At 68.5% G+C, this 25,824-nt stretch carries 21 protein-coding genes; 4 read left to right on the forward strand and 17 right to left on the reverse strand.

Annotated elements, in window-relative coordinates:
• The first annotated feature begins 28 nt into the window (after positions 1-28).
• Both C0J29_RS34595 and eccD (C0J29_RS30000) read left to right on the forward strand, forming a co-directional pair.
• Positions 29-2,356 (forward strand): MinD/ParA family ATP-binding protein, encoded by a 2,328-nt coding sequence (locus C0J29_RS34595; RefSeq protein WP_120794422.1) that lies wholly within the window; start codon positions 29-31, stop codon positions 2,354-2,356.
• On the forward strand, positions 2,353-3,900 hold the full coding sequence (eccD, locus tag C0J29_RS30000) for a type VII secretion integral membrane protein EccD (protein WP_120794423.1): 1,548 nt from the start codon (positions 2,353-2,355) through the stop codon (positions 3,898-3,900). Before C0J29_RS34595 ends, eccD (C0J29_RS30000) begins: the two co-directional genes overlap by 4 nt.
• On the opposite strand, the gene C0J29_RS30005 is transcribed toward eccD (C0J29_RS30000), so the two are convergent.
• The 6 genes from C0J29_RS30005 to mycP (C0J29_RS30030) form a co-directional block, all read right to left on the reverse strand.
• On the reverse strand, positions 3,897-4,703 hold the full coding sequence (locus C0J29_RS30005; RefSeq protein ID WP_120794424.1) for a hypothetical protein: 807 nt from the start codon (positions 4,701-4,703) through the stop codon (positions 3,897-3,899). The two genes, eccD (C0J29_RS30000) and C0J29_RS30005, sit on opposite strands and share 4 nt — an antisense overlap.
• Before the next feature lie 47 nt (positions 4,704-4,750).
• Complete coding sequence (locus tag C0J29_RS30010) at positions 4,751-7,048, reverse strand: DUF1542 domain-containing protein (protein WP_120794425.1); 2,298 nt, start codon at positions 7,046-7,048, stop codon at positions 4,751-4,753.
• Positions 7,049-7,323: 275 nt separating this feature from the next.
• On the reverse strand, positions 7,324-7,668 hold the full coding sequence (locus tag C0J29_RS30015) for a YbaB/EbfC family nucleoid-associated protein (RefSeq protein WP_082978239.1): 345 nt from the start codon (positions 7,666-7,668) through the stop codon (positions 7,324-7,326).
• Positions 7,668-9,062, reverse strand: a complete 1,395-nt coding sequence (gene espB / locus C0J29_RS30020; protein ID WP_120794426.1) for an EspB family ESX-1 secretion system-associated protein — start codon at positions 9,060-9,062, stop codon at positions 7,668-7,670. Before espB ends, C0J29_RS30015 begins: the two co-directional genes overlap by 1 nt.
• Positions 9,063-9,141: 79 nt before the next feature.
• Complete coding sequence (eccE, locus tag C0J29_RS30025; RefSeq protein ID WP_120794427.1) at positions 9,142-10,539, reverse strand: type VII secretion protein EccE; 1,398 nt, start codon at positions 10,537-10,539, stop codon at positions 9,142-9,144.
• Positions 10,536-11,891 carry a type VII secretion-associated serine protease mycosin gene (gene mycP, locus C0J29_RS30030; RefSeq protein WP_120794428.1) on the reverse strand — a complete coding sequence of 452 codons (1,356 nt, stop codon included), beginning with the start codon at positions 11,889-11,891 and terminating at the stop codon, positions 10,536-10,538. The genes eccE (C0J29_RS30025) and mycP (C0J29_RS30030) overlap by 4 nt, the downstream gene beginning before the upstream one ends.
• 314 nt (positions 11,892-12,205) lie before the next feature.
• Here mycP (C0J29_RS30030) and C0J29_RS30035 point away from each other — a divergent pair, with 314 nt between their 5' ends.
• The gene (locus tag C0J29_RS30035; protein ID WP_162951592.1) at positions 12,206-12,649 is read left to right on the forward strand and encodes a hypothetical protein; all 444 of its coding nucleotides are present in this window, start codon (positions 12,206-12,208) and stop codon (positions 12,647-12,649) included.
• A gap of 105 nt (positions 12,650-12,754) precedes the next feature.
• Positions 12,755-13,930, forward strand: a complete 1,176-nt coding sequence (locus C0J29_RS30040) for a thiolase family protein (RefSeq protein WP_120794430.1) — start codon at positions 12,755-12,757, stop codon at positions 13,928-13,930.
• A 7-nt stretch (positions 13,931-13,937) separates the two neighbouring features.
• On the opposite strand, the gene eccA is transcribed toward C0J29_RS30040, so the two are convergent.
• The 11 genes from eccA to C0J29_RS30090 all read right to left on the reverse strand — a co-directional run bounded on the left by eccA (position 13,938) and on the right by C0J29_RS30090 (position 25,539).
• On the reverse strand, positions 13,938-15,779 hold the full coding sequence (eccA, locus tag C0J29_RS30045) for a type VII secretion AAA-ATPase EccA (RefSeq protein WP_120794431.1): 1,842 nt from the start codon (positions 15,777-15,779) through the stop codon (positions 13,938-13,940).
• Positions 15,776-17,314, reverse strand: a complete 1,539-nt coding sequence (eccE, locus tag C0J29_RS30050) for a type VII secretion protein EccE (protein WP_120794432.1) — start codon at positions 17,312-17,314, stop codon at positions 15,776-15,778. Before eccE (C0J29_RS30050) ends, eccA begins: the two co-directional genes overlap by 4 nt.
• Positions 17,311-18,924 carry a type VII secretion-associated serine protease mycosin gene (gene mycP / locus C0J29_RS30055; protein WP_371872474.1) on the reverse strand — a complete coding sequence of 538 codons (1,614 nt, stop codon included), beginning with the start codon at positions 18,922-18,924 and terminating at the stop codon, positions 17,311-17,313. The genes eccE (C0J29_RS30050) and mycP (C0J29_RS30055) overlap by 4 nt, the downstream gene beginning before the upstream one ends.
• 26 nt (positions 18,925-18,950) lie before the next feature.
• Entirely contained in the window at positions 18,951-20,435 is a 1,485-nt protein-coding gene (gene eccD / locus C0J29_RS30060) for a type VII secretion integral membrane protein EccD (RefSeq protein ID WP_082994123.1), read from the reverse strand.
• Positions 20,435-21,436: a MinD/ParA family ATP-binding protein gene (locus C0J29_RS30065; RefSeq protein ID WP_240743994.1), complete on the reverse strand. Its 1,002-nt coding sequence runs from the start codon at positions 21,434-21,436 to the stop codon at positions 20,435-20,437. Before C0J29_RS30065 ends, eccD (C0J29_RS30060) begins: the two co-directional genes overlap by 1 nt.
• A 35-nt stretch (positions 21,437-21,471) precedes the next feature.
• Complete coding sequence (locus C0J29_RS30070; protein WP_120794435.1) at positions 21,472-22,305, reverse strand: ESX secretion-associated protein EspG; 834 nt, start codon at positions 22,303-22,305, stop codon at positions 21,472-21,474.
• A 65-nt stretch (positions 22,306-22,370) separates the two neighbouring features.
• Complete coding sequence (locus tag C0J29_RS30075; protein ID WP_065047602.1) at positions 22,371-22,661, reverse strand: WXG100 family type VII secretion target; 291 nt, start codon at positions 22,659-22,661, stop codon at positions 22,371-22,373.
• Between the two features lie 59 nt (positions 22,662-22,720).
• Complete coding sequence (locus C0J29_RS30080) at positions 22,721-23,047, reverse strand: type VII secretion target (RefSeq protein WP_065047604.1); 327 nt, start codon at positions 23,045-23,047, stop codon at positions 22,721-22,723.
• Between the two features lie 210 nt (positions 23,048-23,257).
• Positions 23,258-23,767, reverse strand: a complete 510-nt coding sequence (locus tag C0J29_RS30085; protein ID WP_120794436.1) for a pullulanase — start codon at positions 23,765-23,767, stop codon at positions 23,258-23,260.
• A gap of 140 nt (positions 23,768-23,907) precedes the next feature.
• Positions 23,908-24,069, reverse strand: a complete 162-nt coding sequence (locus C0J29_RS33055; RefSeq protein WP_162951355.1) for a hypothetical protein — start codon at positions 24,067-24,069, stop codon at positions 23,908-23,910.
• A gap of 18 nt (positions 24,070-24,087) precedes the next feature.
• Positions 24,088-25,539, reverse strand: a complete 1,452-nt coding sequence (locus tag C0J29_RS30090) for a CCA tRNA nucleotidyltransferase (RefSeq protein ID WP_120794437.1) — start codon at positions 25,537-25,539, stop codon at positions 24,088-24,090.
• Positions 25,540-25,824: the final 285 nt, after the last annotated feature.

Below are 25,824 nucleotides of genomic sequence, written 5' to 3' on the forward strand. Positions count from 1 at the left end.
TCATTTGGCGAGCTTCTGAGAGGTTCTCATGCCAGCCGACTACGACAAGCTCTTTCGGCCCGCTGAGAATTCCGATTCGCCGGACGACGACGGCGGGCAAACTTTCTTCGACCCTAATGCGTCGTTCGCCTCTGCGCCGGCCGGCAACGGTGACACCGCGGCTCCGATCGATTGGTCGCAACCTCTCTCGCCGCCACCTCCGCCCGTCGCGGCACCGCCGCCTCCTCCCCCGCCGCCGATGCCGATCGGCGGGCCACCTCCGGCGCCAGAGCCACCACCTGAGCCGCCCGAGTTCCCCGAGCCACCACCCGAGTCACCCAGGGTCGAACCCGAACCTCCGCAGGCAGCGTCGGCCTCGGCGGCCGGACCCGCGGGTGCGGGCCCCAAGTCTCCGCTGCCACCGATGCCCATCGGCGGACCACCTCCGCCGCCGCCGCCCGCTCTGCCGGAGTTCACCCCGGAGCCGCCTCCGGTCGCGGTCGACGTGACGCCCGTAGCGGCTGAGGTGCCGCCCGAGGTAGCTGCTGAAGTGCCGGCCGAACCCGAGGTGGCGGCTGAGCCCGAAGCCGCTGCGCCTGAACCTGCTGCGCCGGAAGCCGCCGCGCCCGAACCCGCTGTGCCCGAACCCGCTGTGCCCGAACCCGGGCCTCAGTCAGCGCCTAAGCCGCCACGTCCCCCCATGCCCATCGGCGGGCCACCGCCCCCGCCCCCACCCCCGCCGCCGCAGCCGCCCGAAGCTCCTCCGGCGCCGCCCGAGCCCGAGCAGGCGCCACCCCGGCCGCCCATGCCCGTCGGCGGCCCGCCGCCGGCCCCGCCGCCGCCTCCCAAACCGCCGCCGCCGCCCGAGCAGGCACCACCCGCACCGACCCGGCCGGTTGCCCGCGACCGTTCTTCCGGTCCGATGCCGGTCAACGGCCAAACCCGTGAAGCGCCGCCCACGCCGCCCGACGCCCCGCGCCGGGTGCGGCTGGCGGGACCCCCGCCGCAACCGCAGCCACCGCCCCCGCCGCAACCGCCGGCAGCACCACCTATCCAGCCGCAATCCGAGGCGGAGGCCGAGTCCCCGCCCGAGCCCCGGCCCGATTCGCCGCCCCCGCGCCGGCGCCACCGCTATCTGCCCGACCCGGATTCCGGAGAAGTCGATCCGCAAGCGGGCACGTACTTCCGGGTCCCGATGCCACCGGCGCCCAGTCCCCCGCCGGGCCAGACGACGACGGCACCGCCGCCACGGCCCCAGGGCGGTAAGCGACGCGCCCCGTCCGGTCCGATTCCGGTGCGGCCACGGCCCGGACCAGGCATGACGGAATCGCCGCCGCCTTTCGCCCCGCCGCCCCCGGCCCCGATGCCGCCCGGCCCGCCGCCGGCGCGCACCGCGCCGCAGGCCCCGGTTCGACCCCCGGCCCCCGCGCCGGAGCAAGCCGCGATGGCGCCGACCGCGGCGCCCGAGGTCAGGCCGGCCCCGCCGCGACCCGCCAAACACGTGCCCCAGCGGGGTTGGCGAGGCGCGCTCTACAAGCTCACCCGGATCAACGCGGGCCTGTCCCGCGACGAGAAGCATGAACAGGAGCTACGCGCCCGGGTCCAGCGCAAGGCCCGCGGCTCGTACCAGATCGGCATGCTCGGCCTCAAAGGCGGCGTCGGAAAGACCACGACAACAGTGACCCTAGGCACCATGCTGGCGCAGGTGCGCGGCGACCGGATCCTGGTGCTCGACGCAGATCCGGGATGTGGCAACCTCGCCGAGCGCGCGGGCCGCACGTCGCCGTCGTCCATCGCGGACCTGGTGGCCGATCAAAACCTCTCGCACTACAACGACGTCCGGGCGCACACCAGCGTCAATGCCGACAATCTCGAGATCCTGCCGACCGCGGAGTACACCACCGCCCAGCGTGGGCTCAGCGGAGACGACCTGCGCTTCGCGGTCGACACCGTGTCGAAGTTCTACAACCTCGTGCTGGCCGACTGTGGGCCTGGGCTGTTCGACCCGGTGACGCGCGGCGTGCTGGAGACGGCGTCGGCGATCGTGATCGTGACCAACGTGTCGCTGGACAGTGCACGGCAAGCCGAAAGCGCCCTGGAATGGCTGCGTCACAACGGCTACCAGGATCTGTTGAGCCGCGTCGTCGTGGTCATCAATCATGTCGCGGTTGGTGAAACCAACGTCGCGGAGAAGCAGTTGGTGAGACAGTTCCAACAGCTGGTCCAACCGAACCGGGTTGTGCTGCTGCCCTGGGACAAGCACATCGCGGAGGGTACTGAGATTCAGCTCGACCGGCTCGACCCCGTCTACAGGCGGCGGGTGCTCGAACTGGCCGCGGCTCTGTCCGACGATTTTGAAAGGGCTGGACGTCGTTGAGCGCACCTGCTGTAGCTGCCGGCTCTACCGCCGCGGGGGCCGCCCCCGCTCGACCCGCCACCACGCGGGTGACGATTCTGACCGGTAAGCGGATGACCGACCTGGTGCTGCCGGCGGCCACGCCGATGGGCATCTATATCGACGAAACCGTGTCGGTGCTGGCCGATCTGCTGGAAGACACCCCGGCCGACGTGCTGGCGGGATTCGACTTCGACGCGCAGGGGGTGTGGACCTTCGCCCGCCCCGGCTCGCCGCCCCTGAAACTCGACCAGTCACTCGACGAAGCCGGAGTGGTCGACGGATCGCTGCTGACGCTGGTGTCGGCCAGCCGGACCGAGCGCTACCGACCGCTGGTCGAGGATGTCATCGACGCGATCGCGGTACTCGACGAGTCCCCGGAATTCGACCGGTCGGCGGTCGATCGCTTCATCGCGGTCGCGATCCCGGTCCTCGCTGTGCCCGTCACCGCGATCGCGATGCGGGCCTGGTGGGTCACCGGGCGCCACTGGTACTGGCCGGCGGCCATGGCGGTCGTCGCGGTCTGCATTCTGATCGCCTCGTTCGTGGCGAAGCGGTTCTACCAGCGAGCCGAACTCTCCGAATGCCTGCTGATCGCGGCGTATCCCGTGCTTGCCGCCGCGGCGGCCATCGCGGTGCCGCTGCCGCGGGGAACCACCTCACTCGGGGCCCCGCAGCTGGCCGCGGCGGCGACCGCGGTGCTGTTCCTGACGCTGGCCGTCAGGGGCGGTCCGCGCTACCGCCACGAGGTGGCGTCGTTCGTCGTCATCGCAACGATCGCGGTGATCGGCGCCGCGGTGGCCACCGGCTACGGGTACCAGCAGTGGGTGCCGGCGGGGGCCATCGCGTTCGGGCTGTTCGTCATCACCACCGCGGCCAAGTTGACTGTCGCGGTGGCCCGCATCGCGCTGCCACCGATTCCCGTTCCCGGCGAGACCGTGGACAACGAGGAACTGCTCGATCCGGTGACCGCCGACGCCGCGGCCAACAACGACACCAACGACGAGACCCCGACCTGGCAGGCCATCATCGCCTCGGTCCCGGCATCGGCGGCGCGGCTGACCGAACGCAGCAAGCTGGCCAAGCAACTGCTGGTCGGCTACGTGACCGCGGGTGCGGTGATTCTGGCCATTGGCGCCATAGCGGTGGTGGTGCACGGGCACTTCTTCGTGCACAGCCTGGTGGTGGCCGGGTTGCTGACGGTGCTGTGCGGGTTCCGGTCGCGGTTGTACGTCGACCGGTGGTGCGCCTGGGCCTTGCTGGCGGCGACCGTCGCGATTCCGACGGGTCTTACCGCGCGGCTCAGCCTCTGGTATCCGAACTGGGCGTGGCTGATCCTGACCGGCTACCTGGTACTGGTCCTGCTCGCGCTGACCATCGTCAGCGCAATGGCCCCGATCCGGCGACTGTCACCGGTGATGAAGCGCATCTCGGAGCTGATCGACGGTGCGGTGGTCGCCTCGATCATCCCCCTGCTGCTGTGGATCACCGGTGTCTACGACATGGTCCGCAACCTGCGGTTCTAGATCGGGGCAGCGACCGAACCCGCCGGGGAGGTGCCGCCGCCGGCGCTCTCTACCGGAGCGCTGACCAGGGTGGCGTTGCCCGCTGCGGCGCCGTCCGCCGATTGCGCGTCGGCGCCGTCCTTACCGTCATCGTCTTTGTTCTCTTCGTCGGCCGGCTTGGTGTCGCTGGCAAGCTGAGCCGAGGAGCCGCCGCCCTGGCCGGCCTGCGATGCGGCTTGCTGGATGCTCTGACCGACCTGCTGGCCCATCGGAGCCATTTGCTGCGCCATCGGCGCCAGCTGGACCAGCTGCGGAATGGTCGCGGCAACCTGCGGGGACAGCGCTGCGGCCTGCGCGCCGACCTGCGAGACCGCACCGCCGGCAGCGGCACTCACCGCTTGCTGCGCCGCGGCTGCCGGACCGCCGAGCATCGCGGCGGCCGCACCCGCGCCGGCGCCGGCACCCGCGCCGAGCAGTCCGTTGGACTGAGCCGTCATGGCTCCCATCACGTTGTCGCTCAGCGATTGACCGGCCGCGCCGAACCCGTATTGCGTCAGGGCCTGGCCGAGGGACTGATCGGCCCGGGTGTAGATGTCGGCTGCGGTGCTCATGCTGGACGCGGTGCGCTTCAGGGAGGCGGTGACGCCGGGTAGGCCGTCGCTGACGAGCGACTCGATGCCCGGCATGGTCTGGTTGATCGCGGCCGACATCGAGTCCGATCCCGGCACGGCCATCGGTGCCGGTGGGGCCGGGAAAACAAGTTCGCCGAGTTTGCTCGCCGCGGCGATCAGGCGGGCGGGATCAACGGCCAGCGGTTCAGCCATCACGGCGTCCCTTCTCTTCTATCGGGAACATCATCGGGTCTTGTGCGTCAGGGCGTCTCGGCCAGCGCGCTGTCGAGCAGTCCGGCCACGTAGCGCCAGTACAGGAAGTCGACGACGGCCGGACGCTGCGCCCCGGGATCCGCCGCGGCGTAGGCCTGGTGCAGCGCCAGATCGCGACTGTGGGTGGCGTAGGCGTGGAATGCCCGCAGGTGCGCCACCTCGCGACCGGTGGCCGTACTGGTCATGGGCTTCATCAGGTCGAACCAGAGCATGTGCCGCTCGTCGTCGGGCACCTTGGCATCTGCGGGTGCGGGCGGCAGTAGGTCCACCAGGTGCAGATCGTCGGTCTCCTGCAGCTGAGCCTCGGCCGAGGGGTCGACCACCTCCAGTCGCGACCGGCCGACCATCTTGCCGCTTTCCGGGATGTCGTCGTCCTCGAGGATGACCTTGGCCGCACCGACGTCGGTGTTCGCCAACTGCTCCGCGGTGCCGATCACGGCGCGCAGCTTGAGGTCGTGGAAGGCGGCCCAGCCCTGGATCGCCATCGCCGGATACGTTGCGCTGCGGGCTTTTTCATCGACGGGGACGTTGCGGTCGGCGCTGGCCAGGTGCACCTTGGCGGGGAGTTCGACACCCTCCGGTATGTAGGCCAGACCGTAGCTGTTGGCCACCACGATCTCGCCGTCGGTGGTGACCGCGGTGACCCAGAAGAAGCCGTAGTCGTCGTCGCCGCCGCTGTCCCGGGCATTGAGCGCCGCGGCCACGCGGCGGGCCAGCCGCAGCGGGTCCTTCTTGGCGCCGCGGGCCGAGGCCGCGGCGACCGCGTCGCGGGCGGCCCGGGCTGCCGAGACCGGGACCGACGGCAGGGCCGTCACGTCGTCGCCCGGCGGGGTCTTGTCCTTCTGGTCGTCATCGCGGCGCTCGGGCGGAGCCGGTCGGTTCGGCGCCGCGGTACGGGCCGAGGCCGCGCGGGTTGACGCGGTGGCCGGTGCCCGGCCGGCCGCGCCCAACGGCGCCCGGCCGCCCGCGGCCCGCGAGCCGGCACTGGGTGAAGCTGCCGCCCCGGCCGATGCGCCGCCACCCGATGAGGCGGTGCCCATTCCCATCCCGGTCGACGAGCCGCGCGCAGCCGCCGCCGGCATCCCGGTGGCCGCCGCCGGTGCCATGGCCGGCGAGGAATCGTCACCGCGGTGCGACGGGCCGGAACCGGCCGCCTGACCGGGTTGCGTGGGTGCGTCGACCGCCGCCGCCGGCTTGACGTGCGGGGTGTCGGTGCCCGGGGTCGACGGGGTCGACGGCGTGCCCGGATTGGTGGGCAGCGACGGCTGGTCGGGTGACGGGGGTCCGACCGGCGCGGGGGCCGGAGCGGGCGCGGGCGCCGGGGTCACGCCCGGGCTCGGGTTGGTTGGGGACGGCGCGGGAGCGGGCGCCGGGGCCGGCGCCGGGGTGACGGGCTTGGCCGGCTTGTCGTCCGGCTTCGGCTTGACCGGCGTGATCGGGCTGACCGGCGTCCCGGGCGACGGATTGACCGGCGTCACCGGAGTCGACGGGTTGAGCGGCGGGATGGGTGTGATGGGTGTGGTCGGATTGCCCGGGTTGCCCGGGGTAACCGGGTTCAGCGGGTCATAGGGGTTGGCCGGCACCGGCTCGAACGGAGTGGGTGTCACGGGGGTGACCGGAGTGCCCGGGTTGAGCGGGTTGTACGGGTTCGCCGGCACCGGCTCGAACGGCGTCGGGGCCGGACCGCCGGGCGTTGGCGTGCCCGGAGTCGGCACCACCAGGGTGGGCACCTCCGGGGTCGGCGGGGTGACCCGGTTCAGCAGATCTTGCAGCGCATTGTGCGGCGGCTTCCAATTCTTGGATTCCAGCACCTGTTCGGCGGCCTCGGCAATCAAAGTCGCATTGGCCTGGCGGGCCGCGCGAACCAGTGAATTGATGGCGTTCTGCCGCTCCTCGGGCTCCAGCTCGGTGTCGTTTTCCAGGATGGAAATTTCCCGGTGCGTTCCGTCGACATTGTTGCCGATTTCCGATTTCGCCTGGGCGATCAAATTCGCGACGTGCTGATGCCAGGTAATGACCGTGGCCAGATAATCCTGCAGCGTGCTCATCTCAGTGAGATTCGTGCCGAGGGCGCCGTTGGCCGCGCTTGCGGCGCCGCCGGTCCAGACGCCCCCGTGGAAGACCTCAACCTGCTGGTGCCGGGCCGCGTCGATGACGTCGGTGACCTTGTGCAGCATTCCGTTGAAGGCTTGGGCCCGGTCGAAGAAGGTGTCCTCATCGGCCTCGGGCCAGCCGCCCTCAAGCATCTGACCGGCATATTCGCCTGTCGGTCGGGGAATGCCCATTGCCTACTCTCCTCCAACGGCAGCCGGGTCACATCTGCCGGTCAAGTATCTGAATATCAAGCCTAACCGAGGTTAAAGCGTGCTGGCTGCGGCAATTTCGGCCGGATAAGTGCCTCGCAAGCGCCTCACGCAATGCCTCTCCCAATGCCTCCCGCAATGCCGTCGGCGTATAGGCGGAATGGCACCGCGCACAAACGAATTGTCGGTGCTGCGCGGCGCCGACGTCCCCCAGAAGCCGGCGCGTCGCTGTACGGACGCTCGCGGGTAACCGCGTTTCAGCCGTGGTTGTTACCGGCGGCCTTGGTCATGGCCTCCAACGCGGCGGTGAGTTGTTCGCCGGCGGCCGAGTTGTACTGCATCGCTGCCTGCTGCGCGTTCTGCAGGGCCTCGTTGATCCGGGCGCCGACGACCTCCGCGCCCAATTCCTTGATCAGGCCTTCGTTGATGCGCACGCCGGTCAGCCACTGGTGTCCGTTGATGTTCACCTCAACGGTCTCGGCCTCGTCCTCGCCGCGGAAGTTGCCCTGGTTCATCTGGTTCAGGGTGCCTTCGAGGGCCTGCTGAAACCGCGCCGCCAGGGCCAGGGCCGCAGCGACATGAGGTTCCATATCCATGTCCATTACTTCGACTCCTTCATGTCTTGCCGCCGGCGTTGACCGATAACGGCCTCGGTCCACGCCCTGTCTTCGGTGTAGAGCGCTTCGTCATCCTGTTGTGCGCCTTTGGATTTCGATCCGCCGCCGCCCTGGCCATGGCCACCCATCGGCATGCCCATGCCGCCCCCGGAGGCGCTGCCGCGGCCGGCGGCAGCACCCTGGCCAACGCCGCCGAGGTCACCCGCGCCGGCGGGTCGCACCGATTCGCCGGCCTCCATTCCGGCACCGGTGGCAGGCGCCAGCGGCATCGCGGGCATCCCGCCGCCACCACCACCGCCGCCCAGCGACATCGGTTTCATACCAGGCTCTTTGCCCAGACTGGCGGCGGCTTCCCGGACGGAGGCCAAGTCGGCACTCGCACCCGACGGCATGCCGCCACCCGCTCCGGCGCCACCGGTGGACGGCATCATCGGTGGCTGCATACCCGAGCCCGAGCCGCCACCGGCCATCGCCGCCGCCTGCATCACCTGCGTCGGGATCAGACCCGGCGTCTGCGGCGGTGGCGGCGGGTCGATCTTGACCGCGGCCGGCGGCTTCTTCGGGTTCACCGCTTCCAGTTGCGCCTTGGTGTTGTACTCGTTGAGCACTTCTTCGGACTTGGACTGGTACTCCGCATAGAGCTTGATCGCCTGATCCTTGTAGGCCGGATCCTTGGACAGCTCTTCAAGTTTCGTGATGTCGGCCAATGTCGGGTGCGACCGCCGGGCCCACACCTGCAGCTGCGCGATGTACTGCCCCTGCTTGGCCAGCGAGGTCGCCAGCTGGGCCATGTAGGTGAGCCAATCCCGCTGTTGATCCAGCGATGCCTCGCAGGCCGTGGCGGCGTCTCCCGTCCAGTTCTCAAAGATGCGGAAGCGCTTCATGTCGCCCTGCAATGCGAAGCTGAGCTGGTTCCATCCGTCGGCGAAGGCGGCGAGCGACGCGCCCTGGTCACCGGACTCGAGTTTCGTTGCGGCGGCTTTGAGGTCGGTGAAGCCGTCGCCACCCGCGCCGGACACCTGTGCCGTGTCCTGCAACCCGGCCGAGCTGTCGCCGCCCGCGCCGCCGGCGGATTCACCGGCCACCTCGCCGCCGTCGTTGTTCAGCGCCTGTCCGCCTTGGTCATCGACGTCCCCGTACGCCTTGGCGGCGTTGCGCAGCGACGTCGCGAGGCGTTGCCGCTCCCGGGTCCCCGCGGCCAGGAAGTCCACCATGTTGCCCGCGGACAACGAGAGTTGCGTAGCCGCGTTCTTGGCCGCGGTGAGACCGCACGGAGCGGCGGGGGTGTTGTTCGGTGGCGTGGCCATCGGGGCCTCGACCTCGTCGGCCCGCGACAGAATCTCCTGCTGGTCTACCGTGACGGTCTGCGGCTGAGTCATATCGGATCGTCCTCCTTAATGCTCTAACCATTATCGTCGCTAAATTTCGGGGTTCCTGCACCAAATTCGCGAACGCCGGCTACTTCGGCAAGGCCAGTTGGTAACGGCTTTCCTCCGGTGGGGAGACGCGGCGGATCGGCAACTGGCGGTGACGCGGCGTGCTGACCATGTTGTGCCGCAGCACCACCTTCTCCACCCCGGGGTGCGGGCCGAGGTACGTCGTCGCGTTGGGCCAGGTCACCTTGGCGACCTGACCGATCTGGGCGCCGATCAGCCGGGCGAACTCCTCGAAATGCGGACCCACCGTCACGTGCGCGCCCGCGGCCGCCGCCCGAACCACGAACTGGGTGAACGTCTGGGCGTCACCCAGGTTGAGGCTGGCGTCGACGTCGTCGAACGGCAGGTAGACCGGACACCGGTTGACGGTCTCGCCGATCAGCACCCCGGCCGATCCGATCGGGATCTGGCAGTGCCGGTCGGCGATGAGGTTCTGCCCGGTCAGGGCGGGCCGCTGCCCGCCGTACAGCCGGGTGAAGCCGCGTGGCGTCTTGGGTTTGCCCGCGGTGGTCAGCAACACCGTCGCCTGCGGCGGCATCCCGGGCCGGATTCGCACCCGGATGACGGTGCGGTCGGCACGCGCCGACCACCACAGGTCGGGACCGCCCGGGGCGGTGTAGGCCGCGGTGTAGGAGTCGCGGCCCTTGATCATCGACCACTTCTCCCGCACGAATCCCTCGAAGCCGATGTCGATGGCGTGGTCGTAGTCGTCGAAGCTGCGCCCGCACAGCGCGTCCACGCCGTGACTGGCCAGGTTGTCGGCGATGCGGGTGGCCGAGGCGACCAGGTACCGGGCCAGGCCGGCGACGCCTTCGTCACGGCGCTGGGCGGACTTGCGGGTCAGTTCCGGGTCGGCGCGCAGCATGATCCAGGTGCGACGGTGTGCCGGTGCCGGGTCGGCGCCGATCACCTGCTGATACAGGTTCACCACGTCCGGGCTGCCGGACCGGCCGACCCGGAAGCCGGCCGAGACGATGTCTGCCTCGAGGTCGGGACAGTGCACTTCCAGCAGGTGTTCCAGTAGCCGGGTGTCCAGCACGTCGTCGGTGTGCGCCTTGCCCTCGACGATCACGGTCGGGGTGAACGGTCGCGGCTTGAGTTCGATGACGGCGATCAGGTGGCCACGGCGCCAGCGCACCGCGACGTGATCGCCGGGCTTCACGGTGGCCCCGACCTCGGGCTCGGACGGGATGTCCGGCGGTTTGCGCCGGCGGCGCAGCCACGCGAAAACCGTTGCCACCCAACCGGTCAGTCGCCGTCCGAAGAAGGTGACGAAGGCGACGATCGCGCCCGCCGCCGCGAGCGCGATGCCGGCCCACCAGTACCGGGTCGGCAGGAACCACAGGATGGCCGCCGGCGCCAGCACCGCCAGCACCAGGGTGTGCCCGGTGCTGAATTTCAGCCGGATCGGGTTGGTCATCGACGGCGCCTCAACGCCCGCGCCGCCAGCGAGCCGAACCCGAGGGCCACCAGCAGGCCCGCGATCGCGAGAGTCACCACCGTGATCGGCACCCGGTCGGGGGCGGGCGCCATCACCGGCGGCGGCATCCGCCGGACGTCGTACGGAATCGTGGCCCGCCCGGGGGCGATGTCCCACGTCAACGCGGCCAGGGCGTTGACCACGCCCGATCCGACCAGGTCGTCGACACCTCCGCCGGGGTGACGCGCAGTCGCCTCGATCCGCTGCATGACCTGCACCGGCGTGAGTTCGGGAAAGCGCTGCCGCACCAGGGCCGCGATGCCGGAGACGTAGGCCGCGGCGAAGGAGGTGCCGGCGATGGGCACCGGTCCTTCCTTGCCCTGCAGGGCATTCACCGGATCACCCCGGTCACCGAGGGATTCGATGTTTTCCGCGGGAGCCGCCACGTTGACCCAGGGTCCGTGCATGGAGAACGTGCTGGGGACACCGCCCTGGCCGATGCCCCCGACCGTGATGACCGAGTCGCCGTACCAGGCCGGCGTGACGATGGTTTGCACCTTGTTCCACCCGCGCGGGTCGCCGGGGTTGGCGGCGTCGGGCAGCGGATTCTGCGCGCAATCACCACCGGTGTTTCCGGCCGCGACGACGATCACGATGTTCTTGACGTTGACGGCGTAATCGATGGCGGCGCCGAGGCTCGCCTCATCGATCGGTTTGGTCACCTTGTAGCAGGCGGCTTCGCTGATGTTGATGACGTTGGCGCCGAGGTTGGCGGCGTGCACCACCGCGCGGGCCAGAGAGCGGATCGACCCGGCGGCCGGGGTGGAATTGGGGTCGTTCGGATTGGATTGCGCGCCAACGGGTTCGAAGGCCTCCGAGGTCTGGCGCAGCGAGAGTAGGCGGGCGTCGGGCGCGACGCCGACGTAGCCGTCGGTGGGGGCGGGGCGGCCGCCGATGATGGCCGCGGTGAGGGTGCCGTGGGCATCGCAGTCGGACAAGCCGTTGCCGGCCTGGTCGACGAAATCGCCGCCGGGTTCGGCCGGAACGCGGGGGGAGGCGTTGACGCCGGTGTCGATCACCGCGACCGTCACGCCGGCGCCGGTGGCGAACTTGTGGGCTTCGGCGACGCCGATGTAGGAGTTGCTCCACGGCGGGTCGTGGAAGGTCGAATCCGGCAGCACCGTGGGGCCCGAACATTGGACGCGCTGTTCGGTGGGTTGATCGGGACCGGTCACATCCGGGGGCAGCGCGCCGGGATCTATCGGGGGCGGGGTGATTGCCAGTGCTGGCGGCGCCGTGAACGGTGCCGTTGCGACGGCCAGCGCCACCGCCATCAGCAAGATCCGGTGCACCCCCGAATCACTCCGTTCATTGAGTTCGTGCGGCGTGTCAATCCTGGCAGCAGTTTAGACGTAACGGGTGCGTAAACGGCGCTATTCATGCCGGGTTGTTATCCGGGCGGAACGTAGTAGTGCGGGCGCAAAACGCGCCTCGGGCGGTCGGCCCCGCAGCTTTCTGGCTCCGGCAGCTGCGTTGTGTGCCCGCCCGAAACCAAAGCTCCTGTCTCACAGCAGTTTCGAAGGCAGCGGTGGACATACCCGCAGTTCACGCGCAGTATCTAGGTGCCGACCGTGACTGGGCTCGACGATTCTGCGGAGAGGTGCCCATGAGTAACAGGATCTTGGGAGCAGTAATGATCCTCGTCATCGGGCTCGGGATGATGGTCTTCGGCGCCCTCTTCGCCTTCGAGACCGTCGTGAAATGCGACGACAAGGTCATGCAGCCCGGGGACACCTGCAAGAAGCACAAGCAGCCCACCCGCACCTACGAGGAGCGACGCAACCTCGACCACACGATGGGATGGGTGGTGCTCGGTGTCGGCTCCGTGGTGGCCATCGCCGGCGTCGGGCTGGGGATCAGGGCCGCAGTGAACCGTCCGGCCGCTCCGGTATCCATGCCGCCGAGCGGCCCGGTGAGTTACCCGCCGCGCGGTGCGTCGCCGCAGTACCCACCGCAGTACCCGCCGCAGTATCCGCCGCCACCCGGCGGCCAGCCGTACTACCCTCCGCCGCGGTACCCACCACCAGGACCACCGTGGCCGCAGCAATAGGTCGTCACCTGCGGCCGATGACGTTACACCTGCGGTTACTATTGTAAATACGGTACTTGCTACGATAGGGCCTGATTCCCCCGGTAGAGAGTACGAGGTTAGAAGATGGCCACACCCGTAATCGTTGGCGCCGTCCGGACGGCGATCGGCCGCTCCTTCAAGGGCACCCTCGTCAACACCCCGCCCGAGACGCTGATCACCGCGGTGCTGCCCGAGGTGGTGCGCCGCTCGGGTGTCGACCCGTCGGCCATCGACGACATCATCTTCGCCGAATCCCATTACGGCGGCGGTGATCTGGCGCGCTACGCAGCGACGGCCACGGGCCTGGAGCACGTGCCGGGCCAGTCGGTGAACCGGCACTGCGCGGGCAGCCTGACCGCGATCGGCAACGCCGCCGCCCAGATCGGATCGGGCATGGAGCGGGTGCTGATCGCCGGCGGCGTGCAGTCGCTGTCGATGACGCCGCTGACCAACTGGCGCATTCCCGGCCCGGAGCTGAAGTTCGAGGAGCGGTGGATGCCGCCCACCCACGTCGAGACGCCGGACGCACCGGCCAAGGACATGTCGATCACCGTCGGGTGGAACACCGCGCAGTCGGTCGGCATCACCCGCGAGGAGATGGACGCCTGGGCGGCCCGCTCGCACCAGCGCGCCGTCGCAGCCCAGGACGCCGGAAAGTTCGCCGATGAGATCCTGCCGCTGAAGGTCACCCAGTTCGACGGGTCGGTCACCGAGTTCGCCGTCGACGAGCACCCGCGCCGCGACACCACGGTGGAAAAGCTGGCCGGGCTGAAGGTGCTGCACCCGGAGATCGAGGGCTTCTCCATCACGGCCGGCAACAGCAGCGGCACCAACGACGCCGCCGCCGCGGTGGCCTTGGTGGACGCCGACTACGCCGCCGCCGAAGGCTTGCAGGTGATGGGCAAGGTCCGGGCGTGGGCCGCCGCCGGCGTGGCGCCGCGGGACTGCGGGCTGGGCGCGGTCAAGGTGATCGGCAAGGTGCTGCAGCGCGCCGGCCTGTCGGTCGACGACGTGGCGCTGTGGGAGATCAACGAGGCGTTCGCCTCGGTGCCGATCGCCGCGTGCCGCGAGTACGGCATCGACGAGGAGAAGGTGAACTTCTTCGGCAGCGGCTGCAGCCTGGGCCATCCGATCGCGGCGTCCGGGGCGCGGATGGTGACGACGCTGACGTACGAGCTGATGCGGCGCGGCGGTGGCATCGGGGTGGCCGCGATGTGCGCGGGCGGCGGTCAGGGCGGGGCGGTCGTCGTCGAGGTTTAGCCGGCCCCTAGAGCTCGACCGGTACGTGCTTCTCCGCACAGGCCTCGCGCACCGCGGCGACCACGTCCTCGGTGCGCAGGGTCTGCAGGTCGTCAATCGTCACTGACCCTCTGGCGCTGCGGTGTTGGGCAGCTACTCGCGAATCGCGCAGTCGCTCAGCCCGTTCGACGACGTTGCGGGAGAAGCGTCCGTTCTGCATGAGATCGACGCCGTGGGTGCCGTCCGGTGCCCGATACGAACGCAGCGTCGCACACGCAGCGTGCAACGCCTCCGCCGCACCCGGCTGGATCACGGTCGCTCTCGGATTGCCGTATCGCACTGCGATTTCCACCAGTTCCTCGGGTGTATACGATTCGAATCGCAGCTTGCGGTTGAACCGTCCGGCCAGACCCGGGTTCACCGTGAGGAATTCGTCAACCTCCTTCTCGTACCCGGCGCCGATGAAGCAGAAGTCGAATCGGTGCACCTCCAGCGCTACCAACAACTGGTTGACCGCTTCCATGCCGATCATGTCCGGTCGCCCGTCCTGGTGTCGTTCCACCAGTGAGTAGAACTCATCCATGAACAACACCCGGCCCAATGACCGATCAATGAGCTCATTGGTTTTCGGGCCGGACGCCCCGATGTGCTCACCGCAGAAGTCCGCCCGCTTCACTTCGACGATTTCAGGATGACGGACGATACCCAGCCCGGCGTAGATCTTGCCGAGTGCTTCGGCGGTGGTGGTCTTTCCGGTGCCGGGTGGGCCGACCAGCAACATGTGGTTGGTCTGACTTGCCACCGGCAGTCCGGCCGCCAGCCGCAGCGCCCGGACCTCGATCTGGTCCTCCAATTCGGCGACCGCACGCTTGACTTCGGCCAGTCCGACCTGGTTGTCGAGCAGGGCGCGCCCCTCCTCTAACAGTTGGTTCCGCCGCTCCTCGTGTTCGGCATCGGTGCGCTGCTGTGCGGACCGCTGGGTTTTCACATCCCATTTGTCCGTTCGGGTGCCGATGGTCTCTTCGTCGGTGATCAGGAGCTGCAGGGTGGTGTCGGCCAGCGCCTGCTGGGCGGACACCATCAACGCGCCGTTGATCGCCGCCCTGGACAGCCATTCGTGCGCCTGCGGTTCGTCGCCGAGCTGACGGTGCGCCATCCCCCGTACATACGCCAGATCGGCAGCGATCAACGGGTAGTCCCCGGAATCGATTGCGGTGATGGCGTTCTCGTTGCGGTCCCGGCGCGCCACGGCCGCCGCGCCACGGACCTCGACCCGCTCGGCCCAACTCAGCGCGACACGCGCCTGTCCCAGGTGGGCGGCCGCATGCGCGGCCAACGCGCACGTCGCCGCCGTAACCGCCGACATGATGATGGCCTGGGGCGGTAAGACCGTCGCCGCAACAGCGACAGCGTCCGGCCATCGCTGGGTGGCGAACATCAGGTAGGCGTCGATGTACTGCTGCCACTGGTGGTTCTCCCAGGTGTCCAGCAGGGCGGGATCACGCAGCAGTGCGTCGGCCTCGGCGTACCGGCCGGCATCGACCAGTGCGCTGGCCAACGCGAGCCCGGCATGCGACGACTCTGTCACCGAAATCGACAGGTACGGGCCCGCTTTGATGGGCGCCGCCAGGCGCACGCCGAGCCGGTTGGTCTCCCGATGCAGCCGGGACCCGTAGTTATACAGTTGCTGCACCGTCGGCAGCGACTCGTCACCCGCGGCGATGCGGCCCAGCCAGGCATCCGCCATCGACGGATCGATCTCGGTCGCTTCACGAAAGCGTGCCCCTGCCGTCGCGAGATCCCCGTCCAGCAATGTCATACCCTGGTCGAAGCGCTTCCGCGCGGCAGCGGTCATGGTGCCGGTCGTCATGGTGATTCCGCCGCTGCGAGGTCAGCGTTGCGAAGATCAGCGGGTTCGGTTGATACATAACGATTCTCGGCGCGAAACAGCTCGATTTCGACCGTGTGCACCTGTCCGGCGGCCGCTACCGATACGGTGGCGGGAACAGTCTGCGTGATGATCACATTCGCCGAGCCGCGGTACTCGTCGTCCGGCTTCCCCACCGACACAACCGTATTCGGGCGGGGCGCGGGACTGACGGTGCCGTCGACGACGCTGATCGTGGTACCGGCTATCGGCTTTGCCAGATCAGTGACGGCGACGTCCGGCATCCGAACACTCGCCCACCGCGCGGAGTTTCGTGTGTGCACCGTGATCCGCTCGCCCGCGCCGGCCAGTCTCACCACGATGCGTTTGGCCAGCGCATCATCCGCGGCGATGTGCACCCGGCTGAATTCGCCGGGATCGTCAAGGGGGAGCATCATCCTGTTCCCGGCGTCCACCTTGCCCAGCAGTACTCCGGACGGTCCGATCGGGATGACCAGGGGATCGGTCAAGTGCCCGTACCGAATTCCGCGGATCAGCGGCATCGGCCCGCAGAGATTGGCGGCCAGCGCCGGCGCCTGCTCGCCCGGCAGCGTCTGCAACAACATGGACGGTGGCGCCGTCGGCGGTTGAGCACTGCGGACGGTGACCGTAGCGGTCATGGTCCCGTCACCGAATAGGGTGATTTTCTGCGTGATTCCGTCCGCACGCGTCGCCCAGGCCTGCGCCAAGTTCTCGGTGGTGATATCTGCCGGCCGGTACCAGTATGTGGTCAGCCAGCCGCCTTCCCCGCGTACCGAGCCCCAGCGGCGGTTCAACGGATCGAGCGCCGACGCGCCCAGTCGCCGCTCCAGTTCGACAATGTCGGTGGCTGTCGCCACCTTGGCGCGGATGCCGCGCCGGCGCATCGCCGCGCTGATCCGTTGCGCGGCTGCCAGCGTTGCGGTGCCCACCGAGGCTCTCGGCTGCAGCGCTCCGGCGTTGGGCAGCACAGGTATTCGGATGACGAGCCAGGTCTCACGCTGACCGGCGTAAGGCGGGGTGCCGATCAACGTGTCGTACACCCGGGCATAGTCGCCGGTAGCACGCCGTCTCGCTCCGGTGCTGATGACGCTGATCGATGCCACCCGCAGCCCCAGGGTCTGCCGCAGTAGCGGCTCCAAATCGTTGACGTCGAAGGCATTCTCGGTGTGGGTCGAGGTCGAACCGGTGAACAGGGTCGGCGTGTGCGCCTTGCCCAGCAGTTGCACCACGGCTACCGAACTGCCGTCTTGGCAGCGCACTCCCCCACCCGCGCGGTCATTGGCCACGGTGTGCGGTTCGGTCCACTCGATCGAGCGTCTGCGCCGCCGCCACAAGGTGAGCCACGACCAAACCGTCTGGCCCCGCCAGGGAACGACGGCGATCATCAGCCCGACCGCGAAACCCGTTGCGGCGCCTGGATAGCCGCCTGCTGCCCAGCCGAGCAAGCTGATCAGGAAGATGCCAACGATCACGGTCAGCCGGACGCCGTGCGTCATCGTTCCCGCCGCGCCCGGGAAACGAGGGCGGCGATCGTCACCCCGGCCATGACGATGCCCGCGAAGATCAGCGCGACGGTCCGTGCGCGGTGATCCGGCGCCGGCGGCGGCGCTGCCGGCCTGATGATCCGACTGTGCACTGCGGGCGGAAGCCGCTCCCCCGCAGGCACATCGAAGGTCAGCGCAGCCACCGGATCCACCACTCCGTAGCCGACCTGGTTGTCCACTCCGCGGGGTGGATTGTGTGCGGTCTGGACGATGCGGTTGATGATCTGGTGGGCCGACAGCCCCGGATATTTGGCCCGCACCAGCGCCGCGACGCCGCTGACATAGGCGGCGGAGAAACTGGTGCCCCAGATCGGCATGTTCTTCTCGCCGGGCCGGATCGGGGGATAGGCGTTGACGGGGCCGCCGGACTGAGGCGACAAACCCATGATGCCGACACCGGGTGCGGCCGCGGCCACCCAGGGCCCGGCCAGGCTCTTGGCGATGACCGCGCCGGTGTTGTCGACCGCACCCACCGACAGCACGTAGTCGGAGAACCACGAAGGCGACGAGACGGTCTTGACCTGATGCCAATCCCGGGGATCGGAGGCGTTCAGCGGATCGAACGACGGGTTCTGAGCGCAACCGTCTTCACTGTCGTTGCCGGCCGCCGCGACGATCACCGCGTCCTTGACCGTGGCCGCGTACCACACGGCTGCGCCGATGGCGGCCTGATCCATCGGGTCGGCGGCCGGGACGCACGATGTGACGCTGATGTTGATCACCTTGGCGCCCATGTTGGCCGCGTGCACGATGCCGCTGGCCAGCGTGGCGATGGAGCCCGCCTTCTTGCGGGCTTCCATGTCGCCCGGTCCGGGATTCACCGGTTCGTAGGCCCGCGACGACTGGCGGATGGAGATGATCACCGCATGCGGCGCGACCCCCATGACGCCGTCGGGCGCTCCCGGTGGCGGTGCGGGCACCTCCGGGGTTTCGGTTCCTCCGGCGCCGGGGTCCCCTGGGCCGTTGGACGGTTCGTCAGCGGGCGGCGGCGGCGGTGCCGGTCGGGTTTCGGTGACCGTAACGGGAGTGGGTGGCGGCGGTGCCGCAGGTGGCGGCGGTGGGCCGCCGGGCGGTGGCGGTGCGCCCTCGACCGGAGGCGGACCGGCCGGTGGTGGAAAGGCGGGAGTCGCGGGCATCGGAGCGGGCATCGGGCTGCCCTGCGGTGCGGCGCCGATCACCGACGCCACGATGGTGCCGTGGGCATCGCAGTCCATCAGGCCGTCGCCACCCATGATGTAGTCGCCGCCGGCGACGACCCGCAACCGCGGGCTGGGATTGATGCCGGTGTCGATGATCGCCACCGGCACGCCGTTACCGGTCGAGTACTGCCACGCCTTGCTGATGTTGAGCATGGTGAAGCCCGGGGCGGTGACGGCCACGTTGGGGTCGGCGACGGTGATGGTCCGGGCGCACATGTTGCTCTGCCGCATCGGTTGATCGGCGGCCGGCCTGCCGTCCGCGGGTACCCGGGACGGGTCGATCGTGGGCGGTGGAATAGCCTGCGCCATCGGGTAATTCGTTGACAGTCCGACGACGAGAAGGGCCAGCGCACTGGCGCTCATTCGGCGGGCCGTTGCCGTTGTCGGCCTCATCGCATCCGTACCCAGGTGAACAGCCCGCCGATCCAGGCGGCGATCGGCAGCGCGGCGATGATGGCCGCGATCTCGAGCCACTCTGCGGCCATCCGCACCAGCGGGGTGAATCTGGTGACCGGTACGAGCAATGCCGCCAACAGTCCCGCCCCCGCGAAGGCGACCAGGAACACCGCCGCGACGACCAGCGCCTGAGCGGACGAAGCCGGTTCGTGCACAACGTGTTTGACGACTCCGACACAAGTCGCTGCGGCCGCCCCGGCCACCAGCGCAACGGCCTGGCGTTTGTCGGCGAAGGCCCGCCCCCGGCTGATGAAGATCACCACGAAGAGCGCGGCGAGTACCGCGGCCGCCGTCGCCCGGTCACGCCCCGGCATCAGCGATGCCCATACCGCGGCGGGTAACCCGGCCGCGGCGCCGACGCAGATTCCGGTCAACACGCTGTTGGCTCGTATCGCGGCCGCGGCGATCTGTGTGCCGCGTGGCGTGGTGTCGGGATTCGCGTCCTCGTCGTCAGCGCCCTCGTTGACCGGCGAGACCGCATCGCTCGGCAGTCCGGCGCTGCGCCGGAACAGATCGCGCCCGGTGATCGAGCCGAAGTACGGTGGCCGGATCCGCGCGACCCAGAGTGCGATCGTCGGGGCCAAAGTCAGGACGAACAGCAAGGTGACGAGGGTGCACATCCCCAGCCACTGGGCGGGCACGGGCCACCACATCCGCACCGCTGCAACGCTTCCGCCCAATGCGCACAATGTCACCACCGTCGCTGCCGCACTGACGTGACGTCCTGTCGTCGCGCTGAGGCCCCACGCCAACACCGCCGCCGTAAGCGCGGCGATGAAAACGTGCGCCGCACCCAGGTGGCCCGGCGCGCCCGCGCCCAGTCCCGCCGCGACCAACGGCACGGTCAGCCATCCCAGAACGTCGATCAGGTCGGTGCGGTGGGGCCACCGTCGCCGCACCGCGACGGCACCTCCGGCGGACAGCAATCCGAGGCTCCCGGCCAGGATGGTTGGCGTCAGCGTGTCGGATGAGATGCGTTGGCGGACAGCGAGTCCCAGGATCGTTGCGGCTACGGCTGCCGTGATCGCCAAGGCGGTGTGGGCCGCGGTCTGCACTGTGACCGGCTCGAACAGTTTCTTGCCGACCCGGGCCAGCCCGGTGGACAGTGATTCGTACTGCGGCTCGAAAGACTCGCCGTCAGTCGCGGGAACCAGCGCCAGTGTGGCGCCGTCCTCAACGCCGAGTTCGTCGAGGGTCTTCGTCACGTCCAGGCGTACACCGTTGGCTTTGTGCAGCTCGTAACCGGCGCCGGCATCCAGGCCACCCAGACCGCGGCGCTTGAGCTCCTCGTTGAGGAGTTCGACGGCGTTGTCGATGAAGACCTCGATCGGCACCGATGCTGGGTAGACCTGGGAGAGAAGGTGTTCACCCCATACGACGGCGACCGCACACCGGGCGGGAAACGACACCTTCGCCATTAACATGGCCTGTCGGCGTCCGGGATGTACTTGTCGGCCAGAGCCGCCGTGATCTCGAAGATCCGAAGCCGGGATTGCTTTCGCAGTTCGTGGCGGGTGTCGATGATGCCGCCCTTGGCCAGATACGGGTCGTACGGCATGAATTCGACTGTCGCCCCGGATTGCCGGAAACGCTCGGTGAGGTACTTGCGAGCGTCCGGGTCGTATTTGTTGCGGCTGTCATTCAGGATGACCGTGCTGCGGGACACCAATTCGTGAAAACCCATCGAGCGGAGCAGGTCGATCGCGCGGGTGACCGGCAGCGAGGTGTCCGCGGTCAAACCCGAGACGAAGACGAGGGCATCGCAGGCGTCGAGCACTGCCTTCATCACCGGGTGCTCCAGGTCGTCGGAGGTGTCCACCACGATGACGGTGTGGGTGCGACGCAACCGAGAGAGCACTCCGGTGAACATCGAGGGCACCAGGGGCCGCGGTTGGTCCGAGGCGCGGTTGCCCGCGAGCACGTCGAGTCCGATGCTGTTCTGCCCCAGGTGTTCTCGAATGTCGGCGTAGCCCTGGACGTCCGTGTCGTTCAAGACGGCCGAGTAGTCGCCTGGCGGGGACTCGTCGATCCGACCGGCCAGCGTCCCGAACCCCGGGGCAGCGTCAATGGCGACGACATTGTCGGGGCGGCATTCCCGGAACACGCCGCCGATGCAGGCAGTCATCGTGGTCTTGCCGACGCCACCCTTTCCTGAGATCACCCCGATCACGTACTGCTTGCGGATGTGGCGCCGGATCCGCGTCTGCAATTCCCGGTAGTGCCGTTCGGCCGGTGACTCCCCGAGATTGATGGTCTGAAAGGAGACTGCGTAAACGAATTTGCGCCAACCGGACCCGGGCGGCACTTTGCGGGGCGCCACCATGTCGGAAATGCGCAGGGTGCCCGAGACGGATTCCTGGTGCTGGTAACGCCCGCTCTGTTCGGGGGCGTGCGGGCTTGCGTTCCATGTATTCGTCACGGCGCGATTACTAACACTTGGGTGATACCTCTCGACTACACAACTTTGCGGTACGAATGCCAGTCCTGATGGGCGGGCAGGCGCCGCATCATGCGGTTGATCGCCGCGGCGATATTGCTACGGGTTCCGGGGGCGATGATCATCCACGTCGTGCCGCCGTGATCGACTTCCTCGGCGACCAGCCGGCCTTCCAGGGTGTCGATGATGGTCACCGCACCCGCTTCGACATGGGTGCGTTGAAACCGTCCCGTTTCCACCCCCGACTGCGCGGCGACGACGGACGCTTGTGCCGATCGGTCCGGATCTGCGGCCAGGGTCAGCAGTCGCAACTGGTCAGCATCGACACGCTGCCCGGCCAGAAATGTCTGCAGTGCTTCCTGGCCGGCCGCCGCGCTGCGCATGGCGCCGGCGTCGAGGGTGACCGGCCGTAACGGCGCCGGCTCGTTGCGGCCGCACAACCGCTCGATCTGCTGGTTGAGCACAGTGTCCGCCGTCCCCTCGGCGGTGGCGGTGCCGGCGCCACTGATGCGAATCAGATCCGCGGAGCGTTCCAGGACGACCCACCACTGCGCGAACCTGGCGAGCAGCACCCGGGCCGGTTCGTCGTCGCGGGGCGTCCGGATATGGAGGACCAACGCGACGTCCCGGCGCGACAGGACGGTCAGCCACTCCACTACCGTCGGATCGACCGCGCCGCACTCCTCGACGGCACCGACGTCACGCAATTCGGCGGTCACCGGGTGCTGCAGCGCCAACTGCTTGGGCTCCACGCTGGGCAAATGCGGCCGCAGACCCAACTCGGGAGCGATGGTCTCGATCCCCGTGAGTACTTGCAGGGCCCATAGGCCGTCGACAGTGGTGGTTAACACGGTGTCCCTCAATGCGGGCCAAGGGCGCACGCTGTGCATGCGCCCCGCCGGTCCGCTCGAAGTGGCTAGGTGAACAAGGTGCCCATCTGGGCGTCGGTCGCTTGCGCCATCTCGTCCACGTTGTGAACGGTGTGGGCGTGGCGGCTCACGGTTTGAATCAGGTCCTCCAGGCCGTGCAACATCTGCTGCTGGGCGTCGAAGAATGCGGTGGCGCCGTGGCCCTGGAAGAAGTCGCCGAGCGCCTGGGTCATGTGCAGGACATCGGCGTGGATTTCCATCAGTTGCGCGGCCTGCGAACCGACCTCACCGGCGAAGCCGATCACGGCGCCGTGGTTGTAGACGATCTGATCTGTCATGACGATTGATTCCTTACCTGGGTGATTCGGGGATTTTTCGGAGTGGACAGCGCAGCGAACTAGACCGCCTGAACTCCCCCACCGAACACACCGTTGAGGTCGTGTGCGGCATCTGCTTCGTGGTTCTCCATCAGAGCCGCGGCCCGGCCGAGCCCGTGCGCCAACCGCTGGCCGCCCGTCATGATCTGCTGCAGATCGTGGTGGATGTGGCCGGCGGTGTTTAGAGATGTCGAGCCTGCGTCGCCCGCCCACCCGGTGGCACTGATGATGTTCTCGTGACCACTGAGGTACTGGTTGGCGATCGTCACCGCCTCTTGCAGTCGTGTTTCGATTCGCTGCTGAGTACTGCGCAGCAGTTCCGGAGTGACAACGGTGGCATTTGCCATTATTTACGTCTCCCTCAATTAATTGCACTCTCCGAGCTCGGGTCTGCGTAAAACTAGACCAGCTTCAGTAGGCTGTCACTTCACCCGATGCCGTTGCTACACAGGCATTAAGCAGGTTGTTTAGTGGACACGAGAATCGGCCACGTGTCAAACGGAGTGACACCTGGGTAATTGTCGTAACGCGTTAGCTGGTGCTATTCAACATTGAATTCATAATGTCGCGGCGCCGTCAGCCAATCCATCGCCATCAATATCCGTCAGACGAAGGTTCCAGAGCCCGTCACCGTCAGTGTCGATATATCCAGTCACCCCGTCGGGGCCGCTGCTGACCACCCTGTCGGCCATCCCGTCGCCGTCGGTGTCGAACAGGCGGTCGTCGGGACGGCCCTGTCCGTCAAAGTCGACCAGAGGTCCGCCGGAATGCTCCACGCCGTCCAGGCCGAACCAACGCACCTGCCCGTCGCGGTCGACCGCGACCGCCCACGTTCCGGATCCGTCGTCGACAAAGTAGCTTTCCGGGGTTCCGTCATTGTCGATGTCGAGCACGGCGTGGTCGGCCATCCCGTCGCCATCAAAGTCGGCCAGAGCGTCGTCCCGCAGACCGTCACCGTCCAGATCCAGTCCGATCGCGTCGAACGTGCCGTCGCCGTCGAGGTCCAGATCGAGGGGGCGAGTCCAGATGGAGGCCGCGCCGTCGTCTCCGCCCAAGCAGTAGTCCATGCGGGGTTCGACGGTAGGACCGCGCTGTCGGTTCCCCATTCATGCCTGGATGGTCGGCGTGAGTGCCCCGCGCAGCATCTCGCGGTCGTGGGTCATGGGCGTCGGAGGCTCGGAGCTGCTATTGACCGGCACTGCCGCCGCTACGGCGCGTGGCCTACCCAGGCCGCGATTTCGGCGTCCGGCAGCGGCTCGTTGAAATCGTCCGGCACCGCCAGCATCGGCAGCTGACCGAATATGCGCGGGGTCTGATTCGCAGAGGAGTCCACCGGGGCGTCGCCCTCGTTACCGGACACCGACTTCATGTGTTCAGACTAGGCGCACTAGTCCGATTGGCCAGGGCCCTTCGTCTTCCACCACGCCAGCAACTCCGCGGTCGCCTCCTCGTTCGACAGCGGCCCGCGGTCCAGCCGCAGTTCCTTAAGGAACCGCCACGCCTCCCCCACCTGCGGGCCGGCCGGGATGTCGAGCAGCCGCATGATCTCGTTGCCGTCCAGATCCGGACGCACTCGGTTCAGGTCCTCCTGCGCGGCCAGCTCGGCGATCCGCTCCTCCAGCCGGTCATAGGACGCGCGCAACCGGGCAGCCCGGCGCTTGTTGCGGGTCGTGCAGTCCGCCCGCACCAGCTTGTGCAACTTCCCCAGCAGCGGGCCCGCGTCGGTGACGTAGCGGCGCACCGCCGAGTCGGTCCATTTGCCCTCGCCGTAGCCGTGGAACCGCAGGTGCAGATACACCAGCTGGGACACGTCGTCGACCATCTGCTTGGAGTACTTCAGCGCCCGCATCCGCTTGCGGACCATCTTGGCGCCGACCACCTCATGGTGGTGGAAGCTCACCCCGCCGTTGGGTTCGTGGCGCCGGGTGTCTGGCTTGCCGATGTCGTGCAGCAGCGCGGCCCAGCGCAGCACCAGATCCGGGCCCTCGTCCTCCAGCTCGATCGCCTGGCGCAACACGGTCAGCGAATGCTGGTAGACGTCCTTGTGCTGGTGGTGCTCGTCGATGGCCATCTGCATGCCCCCGATCTCGGGCAGCACCACCTCGCCCATGCCGGTTTGCACCAACAGGTCGATGCCGGCCACCGGGTGCGCCCCAAGCAGCATCTTGTCCAGCTCGACGGCCACCCGCTCGACGCTGATCCGGGCCAGCTCCGGGGCCATCTGCTCGATCGCCGTCAGCACCCGGGGTGCCACCGTGAAGCCGAGTTGGGAGACGAACCGCGCTGCGCGCAGCATCCGCAGCGGGTCGTCGCCGAACGACACCTCCGGAGGCATCGGGGTGTCGAGCACCTTGGCGCGCAACGCCACCAGCCCGCCCAGCGGGTCGAGGAACTCGCCCAGGCCGTCCGCGGTGATGCGCGCCGCCATCGCGTTGACCGTGAAGTCGCGGCGCACCAGGTCGTCTTCCAGGCGATCGCCGAACCGCACCTCCGGATGGCGCGACACCTGGTCATAGGTGTCGGCCCGGAAGGTGGTGATCTCCAGCCGGTGTCCGTCTTTGCCGACTCCGACCGTGCCGAACTCGATCCCGGTGTCCCACAGCGCGTCGGCGAACGGCCGCACGACCTGCTGAATCTGCTCGGGCCGCGCGTTGGTGGTGAAGTCCAGGTCCGGGCTCAGCCGGCCCAGCACGGCGTCGCGGACCGACCCGCCGACCAGGTACAGCTCATGGCCGGCGGCGGCGAATGCCGCACCCAGCTCGCGCAACTGGGGCGCGTACTGGTGCAACGCGACCGCAGCAGCGGTCAGCAGTTCGGCATCCGGGACGGGTTCGGCCACGTTCGGTGAGCCTAATAGGAATGTCGTGGTGACTCAGCGCACGTCCAGGCGGTGGCCCTGGCATTGAGTGTGCGTCCACCGACTCGGGTGTGCGGCTACCGCGGCCCGAACGCACAAATCGCGCGGCCGCCGCACGCTCGAAGCGGCCACCGCACACTGGATGTGTGTCGCGCAGAAGCGGGCAAACACCTCATCGGCCATTCCAGAGACTGCTGTGACGGATGAGCCGCACGCGACTCACGTGACCAAAGGTGCCCGCCGACGGCGAGTGCATCGGGAACACGG

The organism is Mycobacterium paragordonae, from assembly GCF_003614435.1.
In the GTDB taxonomy this organism is placed as follows: domain Bacteria; phylum Actinomycetota; class Actinomycetes; order Mycobacteriales; family Mycobacteriaceae; genus Mycobacterium; species Mycobacterium paragordonae.